17 protein-coding genes are annotated in these 25632 nt (G+C 63.3%); 7 read left to right on the top strand and 10 right to left on the bottom strand.

All coding sequences use genetic code 11. The annotated features are described in order from the left end of the window. Nucleotides 1-16 precede the first annotated feature (16 nt). Nucleotides 17-1906, bottom strand: coding sequence for an MFS transporter (locus tag ACFHWW_RS12025; RefSeq protein ID WP_275597108.1), 1890 nt, complete (start codon nucleotides 1904-1906; stop codon nucleotides 17-19). A 272-nt stretch (nucleotides 1907-2178) separates the two neighbouring features. On the opposite strand from ACFHWW_RS12025, the gene ACFHWW_RS12020 reads away from it, so the two are divergent. From ACFHWW_RS12020 to ACFHWW_RS12010, 3 genes are all read left to right on the top strand, one after another. Continuing rightward, nucleotides 2179-2349, top strand: coding sequence for a hypothetical protein (locus ACFHWW_RS12020; protein WP_018098718.1), 171 nt, complete (start codon nucleotides 2179-2181; stop codon nucleotides 2347-2349). A gap of 113 nt (nucleotides 2350-2462) precedes the next feature. Then, nucleotides 2463-3497: an aspartate-semialdehyde dehydrogenase gene (locus tag ACFHWW_RS12015; RefSeq protein WP_379938378.1), complete on the top strand. Its 1035-nt coding sequence runs from the start codon at nucleotides 2463-2465 to the stop codon at nucleotides 3495-3497. 172 nt (nucleotides 3498-3669) lie between these two features. Then, entirely contained in the window at nucleotides 3670-4491 is an 822-nt protein-coding gene (locus ACFHWW_RS12010) for a lytic transglycosylase domain-containing protein (protein ID WP_379938376.1), read from the top strand. Between the two features lie 95 nt (nucleotides 4492-4586). On the opposite strand, the gene ACFHWW_RS12005 is transcribed toward ACFHWW_RS12010, so the two are convergent. Both ACFHWW_RS12005 and pdxY read right to left on the bottom strand, forming a co-directional pair. Continuing rightward, nucleotides 4587-5270, bottom strand: coding sequence for a carbonic anhydrase (locus tag ACFHWW_RS12005; protein ID WP_324762548.1), 684 nt, complete (start codon nucleotides 5268-5270; stop codon nucleotides 4587-4589). 159 nt (nucleotides 5271-5429) lie between these two features. Next, the gene (gene pdxY, locus ACFHWW_RS12000) at nucleotides 5430-6311 is read right to left on the bottom strand and encodes a pyridoxal kinase PdxY (protein ID WP_379938374.1); all 882 of its coding nucleotides are present in this window, start codon (nucleotides 6309-6311) and stop codon (nucleotides 5430-5432) included. A 283-nt stretch (nucleotides 6312-6594) separates the two neighbouring features. On the opposite strand from pdxY, the gene ACFHWW_RS11995 reads away from it, so the two are divergent. Then, nucleotides 6595-11382 (top strand): NAD-glutamate dehydrogenase, encoded by a 4788-nt coding sequence (locus ACFHWW_RS11995; RefSeq protein ID WP_379938372.1) that lies wholly within the window; start codon nucleotides 6595-6597, stop codon nucleotides 11380-11382. A 125-nt stretch (nucleotides 11383-11507) separates the two neighbouring features. Further along, on the top strand, nucleotides 11508-12899 hold the full coding sequence (locus ACFHWW_RS11990) for an MFS transporter (RefSeq protein WP_379938370.1): 1392 nt from the start codon (nucleotides 11508-11510) through the stop codon (nucleotides 12897-12899). Nucleotides 12900-13234: 335 nt separating this feature from the next. Here ACFHWW_RS11990 and purH read toward each other — a convergent pair whose 3' ends face one another. The 4 genes from purH to htpX all read right to left on the bottom strand — a co-directional run bounded on the left by purH (nucleotide 13235) and on the right by htpX (nucleotide 19211). After that, nucleotides 13235-14845 carry a bifunctional phosphoribosylaminoimidazolecarboxamide formyltransferase/IMP cyclohydrolase gene (gene purH / locus ACFHWW_RS11985; RefSeq protein ID WP_379938368.1) on the bottom strand — a complete coding sequence of 537 codons (1611 nt, stop codon included), beginning with the start codon at nucleotides 14843-14845 and terminating at the stop codon, nucleotides 13235-13237. A 141-nt stretch (nucleotides 14846-14986) separates the two neighbouring features. Then, a complete protein-coding gene (locus ACFHWW_RS11980; protein WP_379938366.1) occupies nucleotides 14987-16672 on the bottom strand; it encodes a heparinase II/III family protein in 1686 nt (561 codons plus the stop codon). Nucleotides 16673-16839: 167 nt separating this feature from the next. Then, a complete protein-coding gene (locus tag ACFHWW_RS11975) occupies nucleotides 16840-18252 on the bottom strand; it encodes an RsmB/NOP family class I SAM-dependent RNA methyltransferase (protein ID WP_379938364.1) in 1413 nt (470 codons plus the stop codon). Then, a complete protein-coding gene (gene htpX, locus ACFHWW_RS11970; protein WP_100672643.1) occupies nucleotides 18252-19211 on the bottom strand; it encodes a zinc metalloprotease HtpX in 960 nt (319 codons plus the stop codon). The genes ACFHWW_RS11975 and htpX overlap by 1 nt, the downstream gene beginning before the upstream one ends. A 130-nt stretch (nucleotides 19212-19341) precedes the next feature. Here htpX and ACFHWW_RS11965 point away from each other — a divergent pair, with 130 nt between their 5' ends. Then, entirely contained in the window at nucleotides 19342-19596 is a 255-nt protein-coding gene (locus tag ACFHWW_RS11965) for a DUF1674 domain-containing protein (RefSeq protein ID WP_324762554.1), read from the top strand. A gap of 171 nt (nucleotides 19597-19767) precedes the next feature. Here the strand turns inward: ACFHWW_RS11965 and acs are convergent, their stop codons facing one another. Continuing rightward, on the bottom strand, nucleotides 19768-21717 hold the full coding sequence (acs, locus tag ACFHWW_RS11960) for an acetate--CoA ligase (protein WP_379938361.1): 1950 nt from the start codon (nucleotides 21715-21717) through the stop codon (nucleotides 19768-19770). Nucleotides 21718-21993: 276 nt separating this feature from the next. Here acs and ACFHWW_RS11955 point away from each other — a divergent pair, with 276 nt between their 5' ends. After that, nucleotides 21994-22692 (top strand): DUF1013 domain-containing protein, encoded by a 699-nt coding sequence (locus ACFHWW_RS11955; RefSeq protein WP_018098706.1) that lies wholly within the window; start codon nucleotides 21994-21996, stop codon nucleotides 22690-22692. Between the two features lie 102 nt (nucleotides 22693-22794). On the opposite strand, the gene ACFHWW_RS11950 is transcribed toward ACFHWW_RS11955, so the two are convergent. Both ACFHWW_RS11950 and ACFHWW_RS11945 read right to left on the bottom strand, forming a co-directional pair. After that, a complete protein-coding gene (locus ACFHWW_RS11950) occupies nucleotides 22795-24702 on the bottom strand; it encodes a propionyl-CoA synthetase (protein ID WP_379938359.1) in 1908 nt (635 codons plus the stop codon). Between the two features lie 111 nt (nucleotides 24703-24813). Next, on the bottom strand, nucleotides 24814-25473 hold the full coding sequence (locus tag ACFHWW_RS11945) for a YggS family pyridoxal phosphate-dependent enzyme (protein WP_100672640.1): 660 nt from the start codon (nucleotides 25471-25473) through the stop codon (nucleotides 24814-24816). Between the last annotated feature and the right edge of the window lie 159 nt (nucleotides 25474-25632).

Genomic DNA, 25632 nt, shown 5'->3' with positions numbered 1-25632 from the left:
GCTCCCGTCCGCCGGCTCATTCCATCGTGTGGATATCCCGGTCCTTCGTCTCGGGCAGGAACAGAAGACCGATCACCAGCGTGATGCCCGCGAAAACGATCGGGTACCAGAGGCCGTAGTAGATATCGCCCTTTGCCGCGCTCATCGCGAAGGCCGTTGCCGGGAGCAGCCCGCCGAACCAACCATTGCCGATATGGTAGGGCAGCGACATGCCGGTATAGCGGATGCGGGTCGGGAAGAGTTCGACGAGCAGCGCCGCAATCGGGCCGTAGACCATCGTCACATAGATGACGAGCACGGTCAGTACGGCAATGATCACCGTCCAGTTGACGCGGGCCGGGTCGGCCACCATCGTGAAGGCGCCGCCCTTGTCTATGCTGTAGACCGCCATTTCGGTGGCGCTGCCGACTTCTTCCTGGGTGAGCAGCTTGTCGGCGACGAGCTTGTCGGCCGGCACCATGGCCTTTTCGCCGGCGCGCACGGCAGCGGCGTCGAGGCCGAGTTCCGGATTGGCAGCGACGAAGGCGTCGAGCTTCGATTCCGGAACCTTGGCAACGCCGCGCACCAGCGGATAGCCCGCGGCCTGCAGCGCCATGTTGATCTGCTTGCCGAAAGCCGCTTCCTCGGCCTTCGCCTTGTCGCCGGCCGCAACGGCGTCAAAGCTGGTGATCGTCGTTTCGCCGATCTTCACCGTCGCCGGTGTCCCCGCAGCCGCCGTGGTCACGACGTCATAGGGAACCGAGTTCTTGGTCAGGAAGGCGGTGGCGATGTCGCAGGAGGTGGTGAACTTCGCCGTGCCCGTCGGGTTGAACTGGAACCTGCAGTCGCCCGGAGCGGCGGTGACGGTGGCGCGAACGTTCTGCTGCGCTTCCGCAAGCGCTGGGTTGCCGGCCCAAGTCATCGCCTTGAACAGCGGGAAGTAGGTGAGCATGGCAAGCAGGAGGCCCGCCATGATGATCGGCTTGCGGCCGATCTTGTCCGACAGCCAGCCGAAGAAGACGAAAAAGCCTGTGCCGATAAGGAGCGAGGCGGCAACCATCAGGTTTGCCGACTGGCCGTCGATCTTCAGAATGCTCTGCAGGAAGAACAGCGCGTAGAACTGGCCGGAATACCAGACCACAGCCTGGCCAACGACCGCGCCGAAGAGCGCCAGAAGGGCGATCTTGGCGTTGCGCCACTGGCCGAAAGCTTCCGTCAGCGGCGCCTTCGAACCCTTGCCCTCTTCCTTCATCTTCTTGAAGGCAGGAGACTCGTTCATCTTCAGGCGGATCCAGACGGAGACGCCGAGCAGCACGAAAGAGAGCAGGAAGGGTATGCGCCAGCCCCACTCGGCAAAAGCTTCCTTGCCCAGCATGTACTGGACCAGAAGGATAACCACCAGCGAGAGGAAGAGACCAAGCGTCGCCGTCGTCTGGATCCACGAGGTGAAATAGCCGCGGCGGCCGTGCGGCGCATGCTCTGCCACATAGGTCGCGGCACCCCCGTATTCACCGCCGAGCGCAAGACCCTGCAGGAGGCGGAGCCCGATCAGGATGATCGGAGCCGCAATGCCGATCGAGGCGGCACCGGGCAGGACGCCGACGAGGAAGGTCGACAGGCCCATGATCAGAATGGTGACGAGGAATGTGTATTTGCGGCCGACGAGGTCGCCCAGGCGGCCGAAAACCAGCGCGCCGAACGGCCGGACAAGGAAGCCGGCGGCGAAGGCGAGAAGCGCAAAGATGTTGCGCGTGGTCTCGGGATACTGGCTGAAGAAGGTTGCACCGATATAAACGGCAAGCGAACCGTAAAGATAGAAATCATACCATTCGAAGACGGTACCGAGCGACGAGGCGAAGATGACCTTCTTCTCCTCGCCGGTCATCGGGCCGGCTTTTGTGCCGCCCGCTGTCACGACGTTTGCCATTTTGATTCCTCCACTCCAAAATCGGTCTATTGGAGCGCCCATTCCCCGGTCCGGACATTCCTCCCTGAACGTCGGGTCCCCTTTGACATCCGGGCGTGGTGCGCCTCGCAACAAGATGTCAGAAAAGTGGCACGCGAGGCAGGGATGCTTTGGGCTTATGACTTTCGTCTAATGCCGGGGTCACCATGCTCGCGCCCGCACATCACGAAGTCTTCAATCGTGCCGCGGGCAAGCGCTGCCTTGCGTGACGACCACTAGGGAGCCTCCGCGGCTTGACTCTTGCCGAAAAGCCGGTAAGAGCAGCGGCGAACGAGGAAACCGCCATGGGACCGAAGGGTTCGTCCATCGCTGCGCTGAATTTGCCGGCCCATACCGCCGGGCGGATCAGCCATTTCTCGCTCGCGCGCAAAACCACGGCCAAAACGACGACGAAAACCGTCTGACGTCTCTGGCCCTCCGCTCTCTCCCCGGTAAGGCCGGGGACAGGAACTTCGCGGTCGCACCGCGCAGTTTCCCCCTCCACCAAACGAGGAGAGACAGAAAGAGAGCTTAGATCATGGGTTTCAAAATTGCTGTCGCAGGCGCCACCGGCAATGTCGGCCGGGAGATGCTGAACATTCTTTCCGAGCGCGGCTTTCCGGCCGACGAAGTGGTGGCGCTCGCCTCCTCTCGCTCGGTCGGCACCGAGGTCTCCTACGGCGACAAGACGCTGAAGGTGACGAACCTCGACACCTATGATTTCTCCGACACCGACATCTGCCTGATGTCGGCCGGCGGCGCCGTCTCGCAGAAATACTCGCCGAAGATCGGCCGCGAGGGTTGCGTCGTCATCGACAATTCCTCGGCCTGGCGCTACGACGCCGATGTTCCACTGATCGTACCGGAAGTGAACGCGGACGCGATCGCGCAGTTCTCCAAGAAAAACATCATCGCCAATCCGAATTGCTCGACGGCGCAGCTCGTGGTGGCGCTGAAGCCGCTGCACGACCACGCCCGGATCAAGCGCATCGTCGTTTCCACCTATCAGTCGGTTTCCGGCGCCGGCAAGGACGGCATGGACGAGCTCTTCAACCAGACCCGCGCTGTCTTCGTCGCCGATCCGATCGAGAGCAAGAAGTTCACCAAGCGCATCGCCTTCAACGTCATTCCGCACATCGACGTCTTCATGGAGGACGGCTACACCAAGGAAGAGTGGAAGGTACTGGCCGAAACCAAGAAGATGCTCGACCCGAAGATCAAGGTGACCTGCACGGCCGTGCGCGTCCCGGTCTTCATCGGTCATTCGGAATCGGTCAATATCGAATTCGAAAACGAGATCACCGCCGACGAGGCGCGCGAGATCCTGCGCGAAGCGCCGGGCTGCCTGGTCGTCGACAAGCATGAGAACGGCGGCTATGTGACGCCTTACGAATGCGCCGGCGAGGACGCGACCTACATCTCGCGCATCCGCGAGGATGCGACGGTCGAAAACGGCCTCAACATGTGGATCGTCTCGGACAACCTGCGCAAGGGCGCGGCGCTCAACGCGGTGCAGATCGCAGAGCTGTTGATCAACCGCGGCCTGATCAAACCGCGCAAGCAGGCGGCTTGATCGGCCTCGGTCGGGCAAACTTTAAGCCCCGCCTGCTTCGTTACGGCGACAGGCGGGGTTCGCAGTTCGTCGGCGGGCAATGGATTCACGTGAAACCATCGTGCCGGCGACGAGCGGATGACGAAGCGGGAATTTCGAAGGCAACCAATTCGGGCAATCGACGGGGTAATCCATGCATAGGGTGAAGAGCGCAGCAGCGGGCCTGGCGGCCCTGATCTCAACCGTAGTTCTTCCGGCGGACGCCTCTGCGGCGCAGTGCGGCAATGACGGCAGCGGCTTCTCCGCCTGGCTGTCGGAATTCAAGCGCGAAGCCGCCGGGAACGGCATCAGCCCTTCGGTGGTCGACCAGGCGCTCGCCAACGTCTCCTACAGCAGGGCGACGATCCGGGCCGATCGCGGCCAGAAGAGCTTCAAGCTGTCGCTCGACCAGTTCATGCAGAAGCGCGGCGGTCAGGTGATCATTTCGCGCGGCAAGAAGCTGCGGGCGCAGAATGCCAGGCTCTTCCAGAGCATCGAGCAGCGCTACGGCGTTCCCGCCGGCCCATTGATCGCCATCTGGGGCATGGAGACCGGCTTCGGCTCGTTCCTGGGCAAGGAACACACGCTTTCCGCCGTCTCGACGCTCGCCTATGATTGTCGCCGCTCGGATTATTTCACCAACCAGCTTTACGCCGCCCTCCAGCTCGTCGAGCGCGGCGACCTCAGCCCGGCCGCCCGCGGGGCGGCGCACGGCGAGATCGGGCAGACGCAATTCCTCCCGGTGAACGTGCTGAAATACGGCGTGGACGGGGACGGCAACGGCCATGTCGACATGGTCCGCTCCAAAGCGGATGCGCTTGCCTCAACCGCAAATTTCCTGCGCGGCCATGGTTGGCAGCCGGGCGGCGGCTATCAGCCAGGCGAGGTCAACTTCGCCGCCATCCAGGGCTGGAATGCCGCCAGCGTCTATCAGCAGGCGATCGCCATCATCGGCGCCGAAATCGACGGCAGCTGACAGCGCTTTTACCCCTCATCCTGCTGCCGCGACTTCTCTCCCGCTAGCGGGGGAGAAGGGACAGGCAGGCGGATGAAGGGCCTGACTGGCGACCGTTACATTCCCGGTCGGGAAAAATCCCCGGTCTTCGCATCCATGACCCAGAGCTCGCCGGTCGAGATGTCGAACCATGCGCCGTGGAGACGAAGCTTTCCCTTCGACTCGAGAACGTTCACGCAGGGGAACGTCCTCAGATTGGCGATCGAATTGCGGATGGAGACCCGCTCGAGCGCACGCTGTCGTTCCGCCGGAGTCATCACGTCATTGCTCTGGATCTGCTCGGCGGCCGGTTTCAGGAGGTTCATCCAGCGGCCGATGAAATCGCCCGGGGAGAGGGGCTCGGCGTCCGGGTCGAGTGCCGCCTTGATGCCGCCGCAGCGCCCGTGGCCCATGACCACGATGTTGGTGACCCGCAGCGACTGGACCGCGAATTCGAGCGCGGCCGAGGTCGAATGATAATGTCCGTCGGGTTCATATGGCGGCATCATGTTGGCGACGTTGCGCACGACGAAGAGTTCTCCCGGGCCGGCATCGAAGATTGTTTCGGGCGCGGCGCGGGAGTCGCAACAGGCGATGACCATCGTCCTCGGTTTCTGACCGCTCTCGGCGAGCGTTTTGTAGCGCTGCTGCTGTTCGGTGAAGCGACCGCTCATGAAATTGCGGTAGCCGGTCAGAAGATGTTCCGGAAAGCCCTGTATATCCATCGGTAACCCCGTTTCATCCACTCGTTCCTGCTGCATCGTCCTGGTGCTCCTGTCTTTGATCGGGATTCAAGGAAACATGCGGGTAGCGTGTCTGAAAGACGCACCGGGAACCATGAAGCGTCGAACTGTTACAGCGTGCTCCGGCCATCCGAAAGGGCGAAATGCGCCTATGAGGCAATTCTTCCATATCTGACGCTATTTCTTCCGCGCCTGGCTCGGATGCATGAGGCGGCGCATCTGCACCATTGCCATCGGCGTCGCCAGGCTCGATGCATCCTGTTCGAGCGTCAGCTCGTCGGAATCGCGCTTGCGGCTTCTCGCGATGATCTCGTAGACGCTGGCGGTCGCCATCTGCAGCGCGCGTTCCTCCGGCAACCCTTCCAGCAGGCGCGCCAGGAATACGGCCGAGAGCAGATCGCCGGTGCCGTTCGGAGGATTGTCGATCAGTCGGTGCTCGGCAAGCAGCGCATGGCGGCCGGACAGGTAGAGATTGCCCGTGCCGCCGCTCATCATCGGTATCGCCGACGTCACCAGCACGCGTGGCGGCCCGAGGTCGACCGCCGCGTCGAGGATGGCCGCATTCGTCTCGAGCGAAGCACCTGCCAACCAGGAAAGCTCGAACCGGTTGGGCGTGGCGAGCGTCGCAAGCGGCAGCAGCAGGTCGCGGATGGCGCTGGCGATCTCCACCGGGACGTAGAGGCCGCCCGCATCGCCAAGAATCGGATCGCAGGCATAGAAGAGCGCGGGATTGCGCTGGCGCAGCGCCTTCACGAGGCCGGCAACGGCCGCCGCCTGTTCGGGGGAACCCAGATAGCCGGACAGCACCCCGCGCACCTCGCCGATCCAGGGCGCAGCGACGAGATCGCCGATGATCGAGCGGAAGTCCTCGTCCGGCATGGTCACCCGCGTCGACCGACCGTGTCCCGGATGCCAGGGAAGCACGACCGTCGGCAGGGCCCAGACCCGGTGGCCGAGCATTTCCAGCGCGAAGACGGCAGCCCGGTTGCCGACCGCGCCGCGCACCACATGACTCGAAATGACGATGACGGCACCGGGCGCGGCAGGCGTGTCGGACATTGGGAGACCCCGTTATTCGCTTTCGAAGTGTGATCGCCCGCCCCTCACGGACTGTCAACTGCTGCTCGTGCAGACCCCCGTGACAGAATTTTCGGCGTTTTCGTTCGTTTTTGCGGTTTTTCGGGAAATTTTTGCGAAATTGGCTTCGATTTAAATGGATTTAGGTCGAATCTACGTGATTTTCTCCAAAATTCGGCTCCATTTTGCCGAAATCCATCATAAAAACGGTCGCCATTGGGCATGGTTCTGCTAGGTTCAACCATCATGAGTGGAGAGCGATTTCATGGGCGTGAAGCATAATCCGAAGCGGGACCGGCACATCGATGCGGCTCGGGCGGCAGGGTCCAGATTCGGGGCCGAGACACTGCCACCGGAAATCCTCTTCGGCGGAGCGAGCAACGACGACCTCGACCGTTACACGCCTGAGATGCTGGCGCTCACCGCTGCCCACGCACGCAGCGAACTCGCACGCTGGGACGGCGGCAAGCCCCAGGTCTCGGTGGAGACGGTGGCAGGGGTCGCACCGGGTGGTATCGAGGTTTCGATCATCGCGATCACCGAACGCAACATGCCCTTCCTTTACGATTCGGTGATGGGAGAGGTGACGAGTACCCACCGCGACATCCACTTGGCGATCCACCCGATTCTGGTGATGGAGCCCGGCAAACCCGTGAAGCTGTTCGATCCGGACGAGGAAAGCGCGCCCGAGCACCGCGTCAGCCACATTCAAATCCACTTGAGCAGGCTGACTCCGCTGGAGGCACGCTCATTGAGCAAGCGCATCTCGGATGTGCTGGAGCAGGTTCATCAAGCCGTACACGACTGGCCGGCAATGACCGCTCTGCTCGACCAGGCAATGCGGGAGCTCGAAGACTACAACGCTTCCCGCAAGAAGAGCGACCGCGACGAGGCGCTGGCGTTCCTTCGCTGGCTAAGGGATAACAACTTCACCTTCCTCGGCATGCGGGAATATACCTATTCCGGCAAGGGCGAACGGGCGACGGTCGAGCGCGGCAAGGGCAGGGGCCTCGGCATCCTGTCCAATCCGGACGTGCGGGTCCTGCGCCAGGGCAAGGATGCGGTGCTGACCACCCCGGAAATCCTCGCCTTCCTCGAGGGGCCCGACTTCCTGATCGTCACCAAGGCCAATGTGAAGTCGGTCGTCCACCGGCGTGCCCACATGGACTACATCGGCATCAAGCGTTTCGACGCCTCCGGCAACGTCGTCGGCGAACTGCGCATCGTCGGTCTGTTCACCTCGACGGCCTACACGCGGCAGGCGTCGGAGATCCCGCTGCTCAGGCACAAGATCGAGAAGATCGTCGATCATTTCGGCTATGATCCGCAGAGCCATTCCGGCAAGACGTTGGCCAACACGCTGGAGGCCTATCCGCGCGACGATCTTTTCCAGATCGATATCGGGCTGCTCGCCGCCTTCTGCGAACAGATCAACGAGCTCGGCGACCGGCCCCGGGTGCGGGTGCTGCCGCGCATCGACCACTTCGACCGCTTCGTCTCGGTCATCGTGTTCGTGCCGCGCGAACAATACGATTCCGACGTCCGCGAAAAGATCGGCGACTATCTGAAGACGGTCTATGACGGCCGGGTCTCGGCGTATTACCCGGCCTTTCCCGAAGGCGGGCTTGCACGCGTCCATTTCATCATCGGCCGCTCGGGCGGCAAGACGCCACGGGTTCCCCAGGCGAAGCTCGAAGAGGCGGTCCGCGCCATCGTCACCCGCTGGATCGATCGGTTCAATCTGCTCGCCCGCAAGGAGGGCACGGAGATTTCGGTCGGTGAAGCCTATCAGGCGGCCTTCACGCCCGCGGAAGCCTATGCCGACCTCGGAGACATCGCCGCCTGCACGGCCGGCGACCCGATCCGCATCTCCTTCTACCACCGGCACCAGGAGCGGCCGGATACGCTGGAACTGAAGATCTTCCATGCCGACACGCCCGTTTCGCTGTCGCGCCGCGTGCCGCTTCTCGAAAATCTCGGCTTCCGTGTCATCAGCGAGCAGACCTACGACATCGGCGTGCACGTCCATGGGGACGAGCCCCGCGAGGTCGTCCTTCACGACATGGAGCTGATCCATCGCGACGGGCACACGCTCAATCTCGCCAGGATCGGCCCCGCCCTGGAGGAGGCCTTCCTGGCGGCCTGGAACGGCACGACGGAGGACGACAACTTCAACCGGCTGGTCCTGCTTGCCGGGCTCACCGCCCGCGAAATCACGGTGCTGCGCGCCTATGCGCGCTATCTGCGCCAGGCCGGCATCACCTATTCCCAAGGCTATATCGCCGATACTCTGAACAAGTATCCGACGATCGCCGCCGACATCTTCCGCCTCTTCTCCACGCGCATGGATCCGACGACGGACGGGAAAGCGCGCACGAAGAAGTGCAACGCCTTGCTGACGGGCATCGAGGAGGCGCTGTCGGCCGTGCCCAGCCTCGACGAGGACAGGATCCTGCGCCGCTATGTCAATGCGGTCCAGTCGACGCTCCGGACGAACTATTTCCAAATGGACCCCGAAGGCAGGCCGCGCGCGGTTCTTGCCTTCAAGCTCGATCCGAAGCAGCTCGAGGGCCTGCCGGAACCGCGGCCTTTCCGCGAGATTTTCGTCTACGGCACGGAAGTGGAAGGCGTCCATCTGCGCTTCGGCAAGGTGGCGCGCGGCGGCCTTCGCTGGTCCGACCGGGCACAGGATTACCGGACCGAGGTGCTCGGCCTCGTCAAGGCGCAGCAGGTGAAGAACGCCGTCATCGTTCCGGTCGGCGCCAAGGGCGGCTTCTACCCGAAGCAGCTGCCTGTCGGCGGCAGCCGCGACGAGGTCTTCAAGGCGGGAACTGAAGCGTACAAGACCTATATCCGCACGCTGCTCTCCGTCACCGACAATATCGTCGGCCAGGACGTCGTTCCCCCGGAGGACACGCTGCGGCTCGACGGCGACGACCCCTATTTCGTCGTTGCCGCCGACAAGGGAACGGCAACCTTCTCCGACACGGCGAATGCGCTCGCCCAGGAAGCGGACTTCTGGCTGGACGACGCCTTCGCTTCAGGCGGCTCCGCCGGCTACGACCACAAGAAGATGGGAATCACCGCGCGCGGCGCGTGGGAGGCCGTCAAGCGGCACTTCCGCGAAATGGACGTCGACATCCAGACGACGCCCTTCACCGTCGCCGGCGTCGGCGACATGTCGGGCGACGTCTTCGGCAACGGCATGCTGCTTTCGGAAAAGATCCGGCTGATCGCCGCCTTCGATCATCGCGATATCTTCATCGATCCCGAGCCGGATATCGATCTCTCCTTTGCCGAGCGCAAGCGAATGTTCGCGCTTTCGCGCTCCAGCTGGCAGGATTATGACCGTAAGACGCTCTCGCCCGGCGCGATGATCATTTCGCGTTCGGAAAAACTGGTGACACTCACCCCCGAAGCGATGGCGGCGATCGGCATCGACAAGCCGAAGGCGACGCCCTTCGAGATCATGAGCGCGATCCTGAAGAGCCCGGTCGACCTGCTCTGGTTCGGCGGCATCGGCACCTATGTGCGCGGCACCAACGAGACGGATGCGGAGGTCGGCGACCGCGCCAACGACGCGATCCGCGTCTCCGCCGAGGACGTGCGGGCGCGCGTGATCGGCGAGGGGGCCAATCTCGGCGTCACCCAGAAAGGCCGGATCGGCTTCTCGCTCAATGGCGGGCGTTGCAACTCCGATGCCATCGACAACTCGGCCGGCGTCAATTCCTCCGACGTCGAGGTCAACATCAAGATCGCGCTTGCCTCCGCCATGCGCGAAGGCCGCCTGACCCGGCCCAAGCGCAACACGCTTCTGGCATCGATGACGGACGAGGTGGGACATCTCGTGCTGCGCAACAACTACCAGCAGTCGCTGGCGATCTCGCTCACCGAGATGCAGGGCCTCGCCAACCGCACGCCGCTGGCGCGGCTGATGGCGCGGCTGGAGGCCGACGGCCACCTCAACCGCAAGGTCGAAACCCTGCCGACCGACCAGGCGATGAGCGAGCGCTACCAGGCGGGCCGGCCGCTCACGCGCCCGGAGATCGGCGTGCTGCTCTCCTATGCGAAACTGGTGCTCTTCGACGAGCTGATCGTCAGCGAGCTTCCGGACGACCCCTATTTCACGGCGACCCTGGAGCGCTACTTCCCCGCAAAGATGCGCAAGGCCTATGCCGGCGACATTCACGGGCACCGGCTGCGCCGCGAAATCATCGCGACCGTACTCGCCAACGAAACGATAAACCGCGGCGGCCCGGCTTTCGTTTCGACGCTGACGGATGCCACCGGCTTCCTCTCCGCCGATGTCGTGAAGGCAGCGGTGCTGGCCCTGGATGGCTTCGATCTGCCGCGCATCTACGGCGAGATCGACGCGCTCGACAACAGGATCAGCGGCGTGATCCAGAACCGGCTCTATCATGAGGTGGGGCGTATCTTTGCGCTCGTCGCCGAACGGGCGCTGCGCACCCGCGCCTCCGAGGGCTCCGTGGCCGAAGCGGTTGCCCGGCTTCGCGACGGGCTGCAGAAGCTGCGCGGCACCATGCGGGCGGCGATATCCAGGGAGGGTGCCGAGGAAGCTCGCCTGAGGGCCGCCGGCTTCATCGAAAACGGCGTGCCGGCAAAGCTTGCCGAGGAAATCTCCGAACTGTCGCTCATGACCCTGGTCCCTGAGATCATGCAGATCGCCACGGTAACCGGCGAGCCGCTGAGCCGCACCGCCCAGGCCTATTTCACCGTCACCGAAAGCCTGAGGATCAACCGCCTGCTGGCGGCCGCCGACCGTGTGCCCGCCACCGAGCAGTTCGAGTCGATGGCGCTCTCGCGGGCGGTCGGCGATATCGGCACCGCACGCCGCGATATCACCATCGCCGCCCTGGTCGAGCATAAGGGCGAGCGAAACCCCGTTCTCGCCTGGCAGGATCGCGATCGCCAACGCGTCGCCACTGTCGGCGACCAGCTGAGGCTCCTGACCGAAAAGGGCGAAACGACGCTCGCCAAGGTCACTGTCGCAGCCGGTCTCCTCAGCGATCTTGCACGCGGCTGGACGAAATGACACAGTCCCTCCGGCCATTACTGGGCCGGAGGGACCAATTCCGCTCCGGTCGAAGGTTGTTCTTCATTGCCCTGCCCGCCGCCCACGAACGCGGCGCGCTTGCGCAAGTGCCGGGGAGGGATGAAGTGAATATCGCGGCTGGGCGAATGGAGGAGCGGCCTCGGACTTCCCGTCTCGGAATTGCCGGCTGGATGCTGTTCGACTGGGCCGCGCAACCCTTCTTCACCGTGATCACCACCTTCATCTTCGCACCCTATTTCGTTTCCCGGCTAACGGCCGATCCCGCCCAAGGGCAGGCGGTCTGGGGCTATACGCTGACCATTGCGGGGATCGTGATCGCCCTGCTTTCGCCGGTCCTCGGCGCCATTGCCGATGCGGCCGGCCCGCGAAAGCCGTGGATCGCCTTTTTCGCCGCCGTGAAGATCATCTCGCTCGCCCTGCTCTGGAACGCGGCGCCGGGCTCGTCCCTGATCTATACGGCGGTCTTTCTTGCGCTGGCGACCGTGGCCGCCGAATTTTCCATCGTCTTCAACGATTCGATGATGACGCGGCTCGTCAGCGAAAAGGAAGTGGGGCGCATCTCCAACATCGCCTGGGGCCTCGGCTATCTCGGCGGCATGATCGTGCTGATCGCCGTGGTCGCGCTGATTGCCGGAAGCCCCCAGACCGGCAAGACGGCGATCGGACTCGAACCTCTGTTCGGGCTCGATCCGGCAGAGGGCGAAGACGCCCGCATCACCGGCCCCATTTCCGCCGTCTGGTATATGGTTTTCATCCTGCCGATGTTCCTCTTCACGCCGGATGCGACCAGGGCAACGATGTCGATGGCGAAAGCAACCGCTCGGGGCTTCGAGGAACTGAAGGGCACGCTTGCCGAACTCAAGGAGAGGACCGGCATCTTGCGGTTCCTGATTGCCCGGATGATCTTCCAGGACGGCGTCAACGGGCTGCTCGCGCTCGGCGGCACCTTCGCGGCCGGGATGTTCGGATGGCAGACGATGGAGCTCGGGCTCTACGGCATCATCCTGAATGTCGTGGCGATTTTCGGCTGCCTTTATGCGAGCAGGCTCGATGCACGGCTCGGCTCCAAGACGATCGTCGTCGCAAGCCTCGTCTCACTAACGATCGCCACGCTCGGCATCGTCTCCACTGGGCCCGGTTTCACGCTCTTCGGGCTTGTCCCGCTTGGCTCGGCGGACTCGGGCGGCCTCTTCGGCACCGCCGCCGAAAAGGCCTATATTCTTTACGGCCTGCTCGTCGGCGTCGCCTTCGGGCCGGTCCAGGCATCGTCCCGATCCTACCTCGCGCGCAGTGTTTCGCCCGACGAAGCCGGGCGCTATTTCGGTCTTTACGCCCTTTCCGGCCGCGCCACCTCGTTCCTGGCGCCCGCCTCGGTCGCGACGATCACGCTTATGACCGGTTCGGCCCGGATCGGCATGATGGCGCTGGTGGCCTTTTTCGGTGTCGGTCTCGTGATCCTCCTGCGGACTCCCTATCCGGCGCACCGGCCGCGATAGGTAGTCGAGCAGGAGGCCGGAGCGGGATGCGGTTTTCCTCCGCATCCGGCGTCTTAACGTCTTGGAATCGATCACGTTCATGTTTCAGGTCGAACCGACCTAAGTAGGGTTTCAACTTCTCCTCATCCTCATCCCTGTACTTGTCACAGGGATGAGAGCAGCGCCGCGTCTGCGGCGCGGGAAGCGTTCTTTCAGCCCAAGAACTTGGTCTGGCTGGATTTCTGTGACGGGCACAGGAATGAGGAAATCAAATAAGCCGCGGCGGTATCTTAAGGCGTTAGAGCACTTCCAGGTGTCACGGTTTTCCGCCCGGAAGTGCATTAGACAAAAGGGCTCTAGTGCCGGAAATGCCGCATGCCTGTGAAGACCATCGCGACATTGTGTTCGTCCGCCGCCGCGATCACTTCTTCGTCGCGCATCGAACCACCCGGCTGGATGACGGCGGTTGCGCCGGCCGCGATGGCTGACAGAAGACCGTCGGCGAAGGGGAGGAAGGCTTCCGAGGCGACGGCCGACCCGCGCGTCAGCGGCTCGGCGAGGCCGAGCGCCTTGGCCGCTTCTTCTGCCTTTATGGCAGCGATGCGGGCGGAATCGACGCGGCTCATCTGGCCGGCGCCGATGCCCGCCGTCTGGCCGTCCTTGGCATAGACGATGGCGTTGGACTTGACGTGCTTCGCCACCTTGAAGGCGAACTTCATGTCTTCGAGCTCCTGCGCCGTCGGCGCGCGCCTGGTGACCACCTTGAGCTCCAGGTCCTCTACCATACCGTTGTCGCGCGTCTGGACGAGCACACCGCCGGCGACCGTCTTCGCCGTCAGGCCGGGCGTGCGCGGATCCGGCAGGCCGCCGGTCGCAAGCAGCCGCAGGTTCGGTTTGCGGGCGATGACGGCTTTCGCCTCGTCGCTGGCCGACGGCGCGATGATGACCTCGGTGAAGAGTTTGACGATCTCTTCCGCAGTCTCGGCGTCGAGTTCCTTGTTGAGCGCGATGATGCCGCCGAATGCCGAGGTCGAATCGCAGGCGAGCGCCCGGCGATAGGCTTCCGCGAGCGAGGGCGCGGTCGCAACGCCGCAGGGATTGGCATGCTTGATGATGGCGCAGGCCGGTGCCTTTTCCGGCAGGAATTCCGCCACCAGTTCGAAGGCGGCATCGGTATCGTTGATGTTGTTGTAGGAGAGCTGCTTGCCCTGCAGCAGCGCCGCCGTAGCCACTCCCGGCCGTTTCTCGCCGGTCACGTAGAATCCGGCTTTCTGGTGCGGGTTTTCGCCGTAGCGCATCTCCTCCCTGAGCACGCCGCCGAGAACGCGGTGGCGCGGCATGGGCGTGTCGAGCACCTCGGCAAACCAGTTGGAGATCGCCGCATCATAGGCGGCCGTGCGGGCATAGGCCTTGGCCGCCATCTTCTGGCGGAAGGCGTAGCGCGTCGTCCCGTCTGCGATTTCCTCCAGCAGCGGCGAATAGTCCGCCGGGTCTGTGACGATCGTCACATAGGCATGGTTCTTGGCCGATGCCCGGATCATTGCGGGGCCGCCGATGTCGATATTCTCGACCGTGGTCGGGTAGTCGCCGCCTTTGGCGCGGACGTCTTCGAAGGGATAGAGATTGATGACTGCGAGATCGATCGCGGTGATGCCGTGCGCGCTCATGGCGTCCGCATGCTCCGCGTCGTCGCGGATCGCGAGAAGACCTCCATGGACGCCGGGGTGAAGCGTCTTGACGCGCCCGTCCATGATTTCCGGAAAGCCGGTCAGCTCCGAGACGTCGCTGACGGGAAGGCCGGCATCGGCAAGCGCCTTGTGCGTACCGCCGGTCGACACCAGCCGTATGCCCTTGTCGTTGAGGGCGCGGGCGAGTTCGACGATGCCCGTCTTGTCGGAGACCGAAAGGAGGGCGGTTTTGATCCGGACCTCGTCCGGGGCGGGGATCTTCTTGGAGGCGACAGCCATCGACCTTGCTCCTTTGGCAGCGCCGGACGCGTAGGGAGGAAGTTCCGGCGATTGGGATGGCTGCCCGTTAGCATAGCTTGTTGCCGGAAGGAACCTTCGGCGCCGCAACAACGGGAAAATAGGCCCGGCGCAGTTTCGGGGTCATCCCTCGCGCGTGAAAGTCCACTGGATCTCCGGCTGCGAGGCGGCGGAGAAGGTCACGCTTATCTGCGACGATGCGCGAACGCCGGAGGGATCGGCGAAGAAGATATCCTCCTCGATCGCGAGCGCACCGTCGCGGCAGGCGAAGAGCCATGTCTCTCCGTCGGGCGCCGTCAGATATATCTCGCTCTCGCTGTGCTGGCGCATGCCGATTGCCGGATGGATGTGGAAACGGGCGACCGCGGCCGCGTCGTCGTCATTTTCCGGATCGCTGCCATCCTCCAGCAGCAGGCGGTCGCGGCCGCGGATCAGTCGCCCGCCATTGAGAATTCCGATGTCGCGCTCGTGGATCAGGCCGAAGGGCGCAAGGTAGCCGTCGTGACTCGCTTTGACCTGCTCGATGCTTCCCGGCTCGTCCTTTCTCTCGACCGCGACGCGCGAGGGGCCGCTGATCATGATCGGGCCCAGAAACCGCGACTGCAAAAAACGGCAGGAAGAGGTGTCGTCGACGGTGACGGTGGAGTGCGCGGCGGTCGTGCGCGCCATCTGCCTGAATCGTTCGCCGGCGAATTTCGGCGCGCCGGAGTTGACGACGAAGCGATTCCTGCCGGAGGACATCTCGAAGGAGAGGCAGCCGGCATGGGCGGTTCGCGACAGGTCGACCGAAAGCGGACGCCCAGTGTCCATGATGATGACGGTATCGCCCATCGACAGGCGTTCGTAATGGGCGTGTGGCAACGACCGGAACGGCTCGCCGGACGTCTCGTCATATCTGAGCACCGAGGCGAGCTCATGGGCGAGAACCGATGTCGCGCCGTTGAAGAGAGCGAGCTCCCCGCTCTGGTGGCGGAAGAAGCGGAGCGCCGGATACATGCGGTCGATGCAGGGGATGAGCCTCGAAGGCACGTCGTGGCCGAGATTGACATAGGTCTGGCGCAGCGGCAGCAGATCGAGCAGCAGCTCGAGCCCGGCCCGGGGGTTTCGGGAGAAATGCGCCCCGTCAGGCAGAAGCTGCCGCTCCAGCTCCAGATCCAGATTGCGCGACGCCTTGCGGATAGCCGAAGCCGTAGCCGGCATCGAAACGGAGGCCATGGCGAGTGCCAGGCGAACCCTCAGGCGCGCCTCTCCGTCGGTCACGGTCTCGGCGACATTCCGGAGGTGGCGGACCTGAAGGGCAAGGCTTCTCAGGAAGCGGCGATAGAAACCGTGCTCGGCATTACGCAGCACCACCGGCGAATGGGACAGCCAGGCGATGACGCGCTGCGCGACCACATCCGCTTCCCACGAGATTTCGCCGATGCTTCGGCCATGGCAGCCGATCCAGTCGTCCATGATCTGGCGCAGCCTGATCGAGCCGGCTTCGTCCTGGATCGCCCGCATGTGCCGCAGCCAGCCGAAGGAATGAAGGCGAACCGCGAACTCGTGCGACGGCAGGTCGATTTCGAAAGGCGACTCGCCTTCGGTATCCAGAACGCGGCCGGCGAGCGGAAAGCGACCCGCGAGAATCTCTTCGGCGGCGAAGGGATCGATGGCCCGAAGATCCGTGGGTGCGACGATCAGACGGGCGGGCGTGGAGCCTGCAACGCGCAGCGCCGCCGTCTTCCCGCGCGAAAGCAGGCGCGCCAATCGGCGTTGGCCTTCGCGCAAATACAAATATAGGAGCCTTGTTTTACTGGAAAACGTCATCGGCGCCCGTGGGTTTCCTCTTCAACCGGAGCCGATTCGAGGATCATGCAGAAGATCGGAATCGTGCGGGAAAGATCATTAAATATTTATCAACCCTGTCGCCATTGATAGGCGGGCCGTCCGAGGGCGTCAATTGTCAAAGCAAAACAGTCTGTTGATGAGCGCCCTCAGGCTCCCTCACGGCGCAGCACGGCGGCATAAAAACCATCGAGGCCACCGGCGAAGGGCGGTTCCAGTGGAAGCATCGCAGGTGTCGTGCGGAACTCTCCAAGCGGGGTGATCGCCTTTTCGAGCCCCGGCCAATCGGCTGCGTCGATCGGCACCCGTTCGCATCCGCCGTCGGCGACGACGCGGGCGACGACCTCCTCGCCCTCCAGCGGGTCGAGCGAGCAATTGGAAAAGACGATGAGGCCGCCGGGCTTCACCAGGGTAAGCGCATGCCGCAGCAGCCGTTCCTGCAGCCTGGCAAGCTTCTCGACGTCCGACGGGCCTTTCGTCCAGAGCACGTCGGGATGCCGCCGGGTGGTGCCCGTCGAGGAGCAGGGGGCGTCGAGAAGGGCCGCGTCAAAGAGCTCTTCCGGCCGGAACTCGGCCATGTCGCTCTCCCTTGTCCGGGCCTCGAAGCCAAGCCGCTCGAGGTTCGCCTTGAGCCGCCGCAACCGGCTTGACGACTGATCAAGCGCGGTCACCTCGGCCCCCGCGAGGACGAGCTGCGCCGTCTTGCCGCCGGGCGCAGCACAGAGATCGACCACCTTCTTCCCGTGAATATCGCCGAAAAGGCGGGCCGGAATGGAAGCAGCCGCGTCCTGGACCCACCAGGCCCCTTCCGAAAAGCCTGAAAGCGACGGGATCGAACCGGAGAAGTCCTGAAGACGAACGGAGCCGGTCGGCAACACGGTGCCAGCGAGCCGTTCCGCCCAGGACGCCGCATCGGATTTCACGGTCACGTCGATGGCGGCGGGAACGAGCTGCGCCTCGGAGATGCGCTCGGCCTGGTCGGGACCGTAACAGGCGACGAGCCTGTCGAAGAACCAGCCGGGCATCGCCGGCACTTGCTGCAGCTTTTCGAGAATTTCGTGCTTTTCACGCGAAAGCCGCCGCAATACGGCGTTGACGAGGCTTGCGAAACGGCGATTGCGCGGGTCGGACTGGGCCTGTTCCACTGCAAGATCGACTGCCGAATGATCCGGAACGTCGAGATAGAGAATTTGCGCGGCGGCAACGGTCAGCACGTGTTCGAGAGCCCGCGCACCCTCGGGGAGAGGCGTTTGCAGAAGCGAGTCGATGGCCGCGCGAATGCGCGGCAGATGGCGGAGTGCCGAGTTGAGAATGGCGCGCACCAGCGCGCGATCTGCTTCGCTCAACTCGCGATAGGCCGGGTTCCCGCGCTCCGGATCGAGCATTCCATCAAGCGGCGTCTTGCGGTCCACCACCGCCGCCAGGATCTTGGCAGCCGCCTGGCGGCTCTTCAGGCCCGGTTTGGCCGCGGCATCCGCGCCGGGCCGGGCTCCCCCCGCTCCGGAGCGGTTGCGCTCGCGGGATCGTTTCGGACGTGAATCGTTCTTGTTGTTTTCGGGCATCAGGACCAGGGGCCTTTCGGCGGTTCGGAACCACCGCGACCCCAGCCGGTTCTCGGGACAGAGCGCGATTTGCGCCCTGCATTATCAGGGCGGACCGGCGCCGTCGAGCCCGTGGACGTCTCGCGGGCCATTCTCTCCAGAGCCGCCACCCGGTTCTCCGTGTTCGGATGGGTCGAGAACAGATTGTCCATCCGCTCGCCCGAGAGGGGATTGATGATGAACATATGCGCCGTCGCCGGATTGCGCTCGGCGTCATTGTTATGGATGACCTGTGCGGCACCGGCGATTTTGCGAAGCGCCGAGGAAAGCCAGAGGGGATTGCCGCAGATCTCCGCGCCGCGGCGGTCGGCGGAATATTCGCGTGTACGGCTGATCGCCATCTGTACAAGCATGGCCGCGAGCGGAGCGACGATCATCGCGATCAGCACGCCGATGAAGCCGAGCGGATTGTTGTTCTCGCGGTTGCCACCGAAGAAGAAGGCGAAATTGCCAAGCATGGAAATCGCACCGGCGAGCGTCGCCGTCAGCGTCATCGTCAAAGTGTCGCGATACTGGATATGGGCGAGCTCATGCGCCATAACCCCGGCAACCTCTTCGTAGGAAAGCGAATGCAGCAGTCCCGTCGAAGCGGCGACCGCAGCGTTCTCGGGATTGCGGCCGGTGGCGAAGGCATTCGGCTGGGGGCTGTCGATGACGTAGACGCGCGGCATCGGCAGGCCGGCATTCTTCGCCAGATCGCGGACGATGCCGTAATATTCCGGCGCGCTGCGCTCGTCCACCTCCTGCGCCCGGTACATCCGCAGGACCATCCGGTCGGAATTCCAGTAGGAGAAGAAGTTCATGCCCGCGGCGATGACGAGGGCGATCATCATGCCACCGCGGCCGCCGATGACATAGCCGACGGCCATGAAGAGGACGGTCATGAAGGCAAGCAGCATTGCCGTGCGCATGAGGTTCATGAATGAGCTCCAACCATATCGGTGTCCTTTCCGCGCCTCCTGGAAAGCCGCTTGCAGCCGCTTCGTTCCATTCGGTACGCGCAAAGGTTTCACGTGAATCAAGCTTTTCCGTTCACACGGAAGTGCCTATATGATGGGTATAGACGGCCAGCTCTTCAATATCGTTACGGAAACCGCGACCGGTATGCAGAACGACAACGACAATTCTCCCGACCGCCCCAAACGTCCGCTTTCCCCGGCAGCGCTGCGCGCTCTGAAGGAGGCCGAAGAGAGGCGACGTGCCGAAGCGCCGAAGGATATGCCGGCGGAACTAGGCGGGCGCGGCGGCCTCGACCCGGCTCGCTTCGGCGATTGGGAGATCAAGGGCCGCGCGATCGATTTCTGAGGCAGGTCGTATCAATTTCGTTTCGGTAGCGAATCGAGCGTGGCGTTCGCGGCTAGTAGAGGGCGGGGTTGAGCCCCTCATCCTAACCTTCTCCCCGCGATGCCCCTTCGCCCCGCTTGCGGGGCGAAGGTTGCGGCAGCGGGATGAGTGGCTCTCGCCACCCAGCTCACATCACGCGCGGTTCTGACGATTGGCGATCAGGTCGTCGACGACACCTGGATCTGCGAGCGTCGACGTGTCGCCGAGCGAACCGAAATCATCCTCGGCGATCTTGCGGAGGATCCGGCGCATGATCTTGCCCGAGCGTGTTTTCGGCAGGCCGGGCGCGAACTGAATCTTGTCCGGCGTCGCGATCGGCCCGATCTCCGAACGCACGTGCTTGACGAGCGCCTGGCGCAGTTCGTCGTCTCCGACCTCGCCGGCCATCAGCGAAACGTAGCAATAGATGCCCTGACCCTTGATCGGATGCGGATAGCCGACGACCGCCGCCTCGGAAACGAGGTTATGCGAGACGAGCGCCGATTCCACTTCCGCCGTGCCGAGCCGGTGGCCGGAGACGTTCAGCACGTCGTCGACGCGGCCGGTGATCCAATAGTAGCCGTCCTCGTCGCGGCGGCAGCCGTCGCCCGTGAAATACTTGCCCTTGTAGGTGGAGAAATAGGTCTGGATGAAGCGTTCGTGATCGCCATAGACCGTCCGCATCTGCCCGGGCCAGCTTTCGGTGATGCAGAGGTTGCCGTCGGCCGCGCCCTCTACGACCTTGCCGTCGCTGTCTACGATCTGCGGCTGGACGCCGAAGAAGGGCCGCGTCGCCGAACCGGGTTTGAGATCGGTGGCCCCCGGCAGCGGCGTGATCAGTATGCCGCCGGTTTCCGTCTGCCACCAGGTATCGACGATAGGGCAACGCTCGTCGCCGACAACGTGATAGTACCACTCCCAGGCTTCCGGATTGATCGGTTCGCCGACCGTTCCGAGCAGGCGCAGCGAAGAGCGTGAGGAGCGCTTGACGAAATCGTCGCCCGCTCCCATCAGCGAGCGGATCGCGGTCGGCGCGGTGTAGAAGATGTTGACCTTGTGCTTGTCGACCACTTCCCAGAATCGTCCCGCGTCGGGGAAGTTCGGCACGCCCTCGAACATCAGCGTCGTCGCCGCATTGGCGAGCGGCCCATAGACGATGTAGGAGTGGCCGGTGACCCAGCCGACATCCGCCGTGCACCAGTAGATGTCGCCGTCCCGGTAGTCGAACACGTATTGATGCGTCATCGAAGCGTAGACGAGATAGCCGCCGGTCGTGTGCAGCACGCCCTTCGGCTTGCCGGTAGAGCCGGACGTATAGAGGATGAAGAGCGGGTCCTCCGCGTTCATCTTTTCCGGCGGGCAATGCGGCTCCACCGTCGCGGTTTCCTGATGATACCAGAGATCGCGGCCCGGAGCCCAGCCGACTTTGCCGCCGGTGCGGCGCACGACCAGGACCTTGCTGACCATTACGTGCTGCCTGGCAGCGATATCGACCGCCGTATCGGTATTCTCCTTGAGCGGAATCGGCTTGCCGCCGCGCAGGCCCTCGTCGCAGGTGATCACGAAGGTGGACTCGCAATCGACGATTCGGCCGGCCAGCGCCTCGGGCGAAAAGCCGCCGAAAACGACCGAATGGATCGCGCCTATGCGCGCGCAGGCGAGCATCGCATAGGCCGCTTCGGGGATCATCGGCATGTAGATGGTGACGCGGTCGCCCTTCTTGACGCCGTGCTTCTTCATGACGTTGGAAAGACGGCAGACCCTGTCGTACAGCTCGTTATAGGTGATCTTCTTGTCGAGATAGGGATTGTCTCCCTCCCAGATGATCGCCGTCTTGTCGCCGTGCGTCTTCAGGTGGCGGTCGATGCAATTGTAGGACACATTGGTCAGTCCGTCTTCGAACCACTTGATCGAGACATCGCCCTCGAAGGAGGTATTCTTGACCTTTGTATAGGGCTCGAACCATTCGATCCGCTTGCCGTGCTCGCCCCAAAACTTCTCCGGATCGGCAACGCTCTCGCGATACCATTCGAGATAGGTCGCATTGTCGAGCAGCGTGCGGTTCTTGGCCGCTTCTAGGACCGGGTAGGTCTTGACGTCCATAATTTTCCTCCCTGCGCATTTCTGGTCAGATCATGGGCGGATACCGGCGGAAAACTGCGCACAGAGTTCCTCATTCCGCCCTGGATCGGCTCCCACCGGTCCTTTGCGACAATTCATAAGCAGGTCGCTTCCGGTCCGCAATTAGACAAAAGCACATTTGAAAGTGAAGAATTGCAATTTCGAGACAAGAACGGTATAGAACCCCCAATTCCCGGAAATGAGTGGTAGACTCCACGGCCCGCGACACCGGCGCGGACGGACAAAAGGACTATATCCATGGCTCAGCAACTGCTTATGCCCAAGGCAACAGCCGTCTGGCTGGTTGACAACACCGCACTCTCGTTCGACCAGATCGCGCAGTTCTGCAAGCTGCACCCGCTCGAGGTCAAGGCGATTGCCGACGGTGAATCGGCGCAGGGTATCAAGGGCCTCGATCCGATCGCTACCGGCCAGCTTTCGCGCGACGAGATTGCGCGCGCCGAAGGAAATCCGAATCACAAACTCAAGCTTTCGGAGCCGAAGGTCCGCGTCCCGGACTCCAAGCGCAAGGGCCCGCGCTACACGCCGGTCTCCAAGCGTCAGGACCGCCCGAACGCCATTCTGTGGCTGGTCCGCAACCATCCGGAACTGAAGGACGCGCAGATCTCGCGTCTTGTCGGCACGACGAAGGCGACGATCGAACAGATTCGCGAGCGCACCCACTGGAACTCCGCCAACCTGACGCCGATGGACCCGGTGACTCTCGGCCTCTGCTCGCAGATCGACCTGGACCTGGAGGTCGAGCGCGCCTCCAAGGGGCGCCCGCTTCCTTCCGCAGCCGAGACCGGCGCGACGCTCGAATCCGCGCAGGAGACCGAGAAGCTCGACTACGGCCACGATCGCGAAGAGGAGAAGGAAATCGACGCCGATGCCGTCTTCGCCAAGCTGAAGTCGCTGAAGTCGGACCGCAAGGACGACGAGGAAGACGACTACTGATCGGTTCGCCATCTGCGAGATGAGAAAACCCGGATCGCAACATCCGGGTTTTTTATTGACCGTCGCTGACGGAAAACCGTTACACGCTTTCCTGGAAGTGCTCTAAACGCCAATCCCCTTGGACCGCAACAGTTCGGTAATCTCGTCGAGGATCGACGGATCGTCGATCGTCGCCGGCATCGTCCAGGGCTGGCGGTCGATGATCTTCTGGATCGTCGAGCGCAGGATCTTGCCGGATCGCGTCTTTGGCAGCCGCTTGACGCAGACCGCCGTCCTGAAGGCGGCGACCGGCCCGATGCGCTCGCGCACGAGGCCGATGACCTCCTTCTCGATTTCTTCTGTTTCACGGGAAACATTGGCGTTGATGACCAGGAAGCCCGCCGGCACCTGCCCCTTGAGGGGATCGGCGATGCCGATCACGGCGCATTCGGCGACATCCGGATGGCTGGCGCAAACCTCTTCCATGGCCCCCGTCGACAGCCGGTGTCCCGCAACGTTGATGATGTCGTCGGTCCGCGCCATGATGAAGATATAGCCGTCCTCGTCGAGATAGCCGGCATCCGCCGTTTTGTAGAAGCCGGGATATTCCTCGAGATAGGCCGCATGGAAGCGGTGATCGGCATTCCAGAGCGTCGGCAGGCAGCCGGGCGGCAAAGGCAGCTTGATCACGACATTGCCGAGCGCGCCGGTTTCCACCGGGTGGCCCGCGTCGTCGACGACCTGCACGTCGTAGCCGGGGAGGGGAACCGCCGGGGAACCGTATTTTACCGGCAGGAGGCCGAGACCCAATGGATTGCCGGCGACGGGCCATCCTGTTTCCGTCTGCCACCAGTGATCGATCACCGGAACCTTCAGCGCCCGTTCCGCCCAGCGGATCGTGTCCGGGTCGGCCCGCTCGCCCGCAAGATAGAGCGCCCGGAACCGCGACAGGTCGTAACGGCCTGCATGGACAGCTTCCGGATCCTCTTTCCGGATCGCTCGCAGCGCCGTCGGCGCGGTGAACATGACGGCGACGCCGTGTTCGGAAATCACGCGCCAATAGGTTCCGGGGTCGGGCGTCCCGACTGGCTTTCCTTCGAAGAGGATCGACGTGCAGCCGTTGAGGAGCGGCCCGTAGACGATGTAGGAATGACCGACCACCCAACCGATGTCGGAAGCCGCCCAGAACACGTCGCCGGCATTGACGCCGAAGAAGTTCTCCATCGACCATTTGAGCGCGACCATATGGCCGCCATTGTCCCGCACGACGCCTTTCGGCTGGCCGGTCGTCCCGGACGTATAGAGGACATAAAGCGGATCGGTGGAGGCAACCGGCGTGCAAGAGGCTTCCTCACCGGCGTCTCTGGCCTGCGCAAGCGCCTCGGCGAAATCGATGTCGCGGCCGCGAATCATCGAGGCGGCGAGCATATCGCGCTGATAGATCAGGCAATGGGCCGGCTTGTGGCTGGCCGTTTCGATCGCCTGATCGAGCAGAGGCTTGTAGGCGACGGTCCGACCGGGCTCCAGCCCGCAGCTTGCCGAGACGACGAGCTTTGCCTGGCAATCATCGATGCGCATGGCGAGTTCGTTGGCGGCAAAGCCGCCGAAAACGACAGAATGCACCGCGCCGATCCGCGCTGCCGCGAGCATGGCGATCGCCGCCTGCGGAATCATCGGCATGTAGATGATGATGCGATCGCCCTTGTCGACGCCCAGATTGCGGTAGATCGCAGCCATTGCCTTCACATCGGCGAGCAGGTCCGCATAGGAGATCCTCTCGATCCGGCCGGTGACGGGACTGTCATAGATAAAGGCCGGCTGCTCGCCTCGGCCGGCCTCGACATGCCGGTCGAGGCAATTGTGGCAGGTGTTGGTGACGCCATCCGGAAACCAGTGGCCATAGGTGCCGCCGGCAGGCTCGAAAATGCGCGCCGGCCGCTCGAACCAGTCAATCGCCGATGCAGCATCTGCCCAGAAGCCGTGCGGATCGGCTTTCCACGCGGCATACACTTCGGAATAGCGGCTCGCCATATCCGTTTCCTCCCACTCGCTCTCCGGACGAGAAGCCCGGTTCCTCCACTTCGCAAGATAGGCGAACGGAGGTAAACGGGAACCCCGACCAAAGGGTAATGGGATTGGAACTCAGCGCGCTCCGAAAATGGCGGAGCCTACCCGCACGCCGGTGGCGCCGAAGGCGATTGCCGTTTCGAAATCGCCCGACATGCCCATGGAGAGCCTGGAAAGGCCGCACTGATCGGCAAGCTTGGCGAGCAGGGCGAAGTGCGGTCCCGGATTTTCGTCCAGCGGGGGAATGCACATCAGTCCTTCGATGTTCAGAGCCAACTCGTCACGGCAAAGCCCGACGAAAGCGGCCGCGTCGTCCGGCGCGATGCCAGCTTTCTGCGGCTCGAGACCCGTGTTCACCTGAACATAGAGGCGGATATCGCGCCCCTGGCGCTGCATTTCGGCGGCGACCGCGCGCGCGATCTTCTCCCTGTCGATCGTCTCTATGACGTCGAAGAGCGCAACGGCGTCTGCAGCCTTGTTGGATTGCAGCGGACCGATCAGGTGCAGCTCGATGTCCGGGGTCTCACGCTTGAGCGCGGGCCATTTCGCTTGCGCCTCCTGCACGCGGTTCTCGCCGAAGAGGCGCTGGCCAGCCTCAATCACCGGCCGGATCGTCTCGGCGTCGAAGGTTTTCGACACGGCCACCAGACTGACGGCATTTTCCGAACGCTTCGCCGACTTCTCACTTGCGCGAATCCGGCTCAGCACTTCGTTCAGCCGTTCCTCGACTTCCATTCCACGCTCCCGTTCAAGATCGTCTAGACATCTTCGCTTGCGGCTTATTGAAACTTGCAACGCTTGCCAAGTCCAGCGCAACCCGGAGCGGGCGGGTTCGCTTTGGGCGCGGCGTTATCCTTCCCGCGCTTGAAATGCCAAATCGAAGGGATCGCCCGG

The organism is Sinorhizobium sp. P24N7 (assembly GCF_042436655.1).
In the GTDB taxonomy this organism is placed as follows: Bacteria; Pseudomonadota; Alphaproteobacteria; order Rhizobiales; family Rhizobiaceae; genus Sinorhizobium; species Sinorhizobium meliloti_A.
The sequence above is the reverse complement of the archived record's forward strand: the minus strand, read 5'-3'. Positions and strand labels throughout refer to the sequence as shown.

Excerpts from the sequence above, each read along its gene's own strand:
- ACFHWW_RS11980 (WP_379938366.1), bottom strand. The coding sequence starts at position 16,672 with ATGACGTTTTCCAGTAAAACAAGGCTCCTATATTTGTATTTGCGCGAA.
- ACFHWW_RS11955 (WP_018098706.1), top strand. The coding sequence starts at position 21,994 with ATGGCTCAGCAACTGCTTATGCCCAAGGCAACAGCCGTCTGGCTGGTT.
- ACFHWW_RS11965 (WP_324762554.1), top strand. The coding sequence starts at position 19,342 with ATGATGGGTATAGACGGCCAGCTCTTCAATATCGTTACGGAAACCGCG.
- ACFHWW_RS11995 (WP_379938372.1), top strand. The coding sequence starts at position 6,595 with ATGGGCGTGAAGCATAATCCGAAGCGGGACCGGCACATCGATGCGGCT.
- ACFHWW_RS11950 (WP_379938359.1), bottom strand. The coding sequence starts at position 24,702 with ATGGCGAGCCGCTATTCCGAAGTGTATGCCGCGTGGAAAGCCGATCCG.
- ACFHWW_RS11975 (WP_379938364.1), bottom strand. The coding sequence starts at position 18,252 with ATGCCCGAAAACAACAAGAACGATTCACGTCCGAAACGATCCCGCGAG.
- htpX (WP_100672643.1), bottom strand. The coding sequence starts at position 19,211 with ATGAACCTCATGCGCACGGCAATGCTGCTTGCCTTCATGACCGTCCTC.
- purH (WP_379938368.1), bottom strand. The coding sequence starts at position 14,845 with ATGGCTGTCGCCTCCAAGAAGATCCCCGCCCCGGACGAGGTCCGGATC.
- ACFHWW_RS12010 (WP_379938376.1), top strand. The coding sequence starts at position 3,670 with ATGCATAGGGTGAAGAGCGCAGCAGCGGGCCTGGCGGCCCTGATCTCA.
- pdxY (WP_379938374.1), bottom strand. The coding sequence starts at position 6,311 with ATGTCCGACACGCCTGCCGCGCCCGGTGCCGTCATCGTCATTTCGAGT.
- ACFHWW_RS12025 (WP_275597108.1), bottom strand. The coding sequence starts at position 1,906 with ATGGCAAACGTCGTGACAGCGGGCGGCACAAAAGCCGGCCCGATGACC.
- ACFHWW_RS11945 (WP_100672640.1), bottom strand. The coding sequence starts at position 25,473 with ATGGAAGTCGAGGAACGGCTGAACGAAGTGCTGAGCCGGATTCGCGCA.
- ACFHWW_RS12005 (WP_324762548.1), bottom strand. The coding sequence starts at position 5,270 with ATGCAGCAGGAACGAGTGGATGAAACGGGGTTACCGATGGATATACAG.
- ACFHWW_RS12015 (WP_379938378.1), top strand. The coding sequence starts at position 2,463 with ATGGGTTTCAAAATTGCTGTCGCAGGCGCCACCGGCAATGTCGGCCGG.
- acs (WP_379938361.1), bottom strand. The coding sequence starts at position 21,717 with ATGGACGTCAAGACCTACCCGGTCCTAGAAGCGGCCAAGAACCGCACG.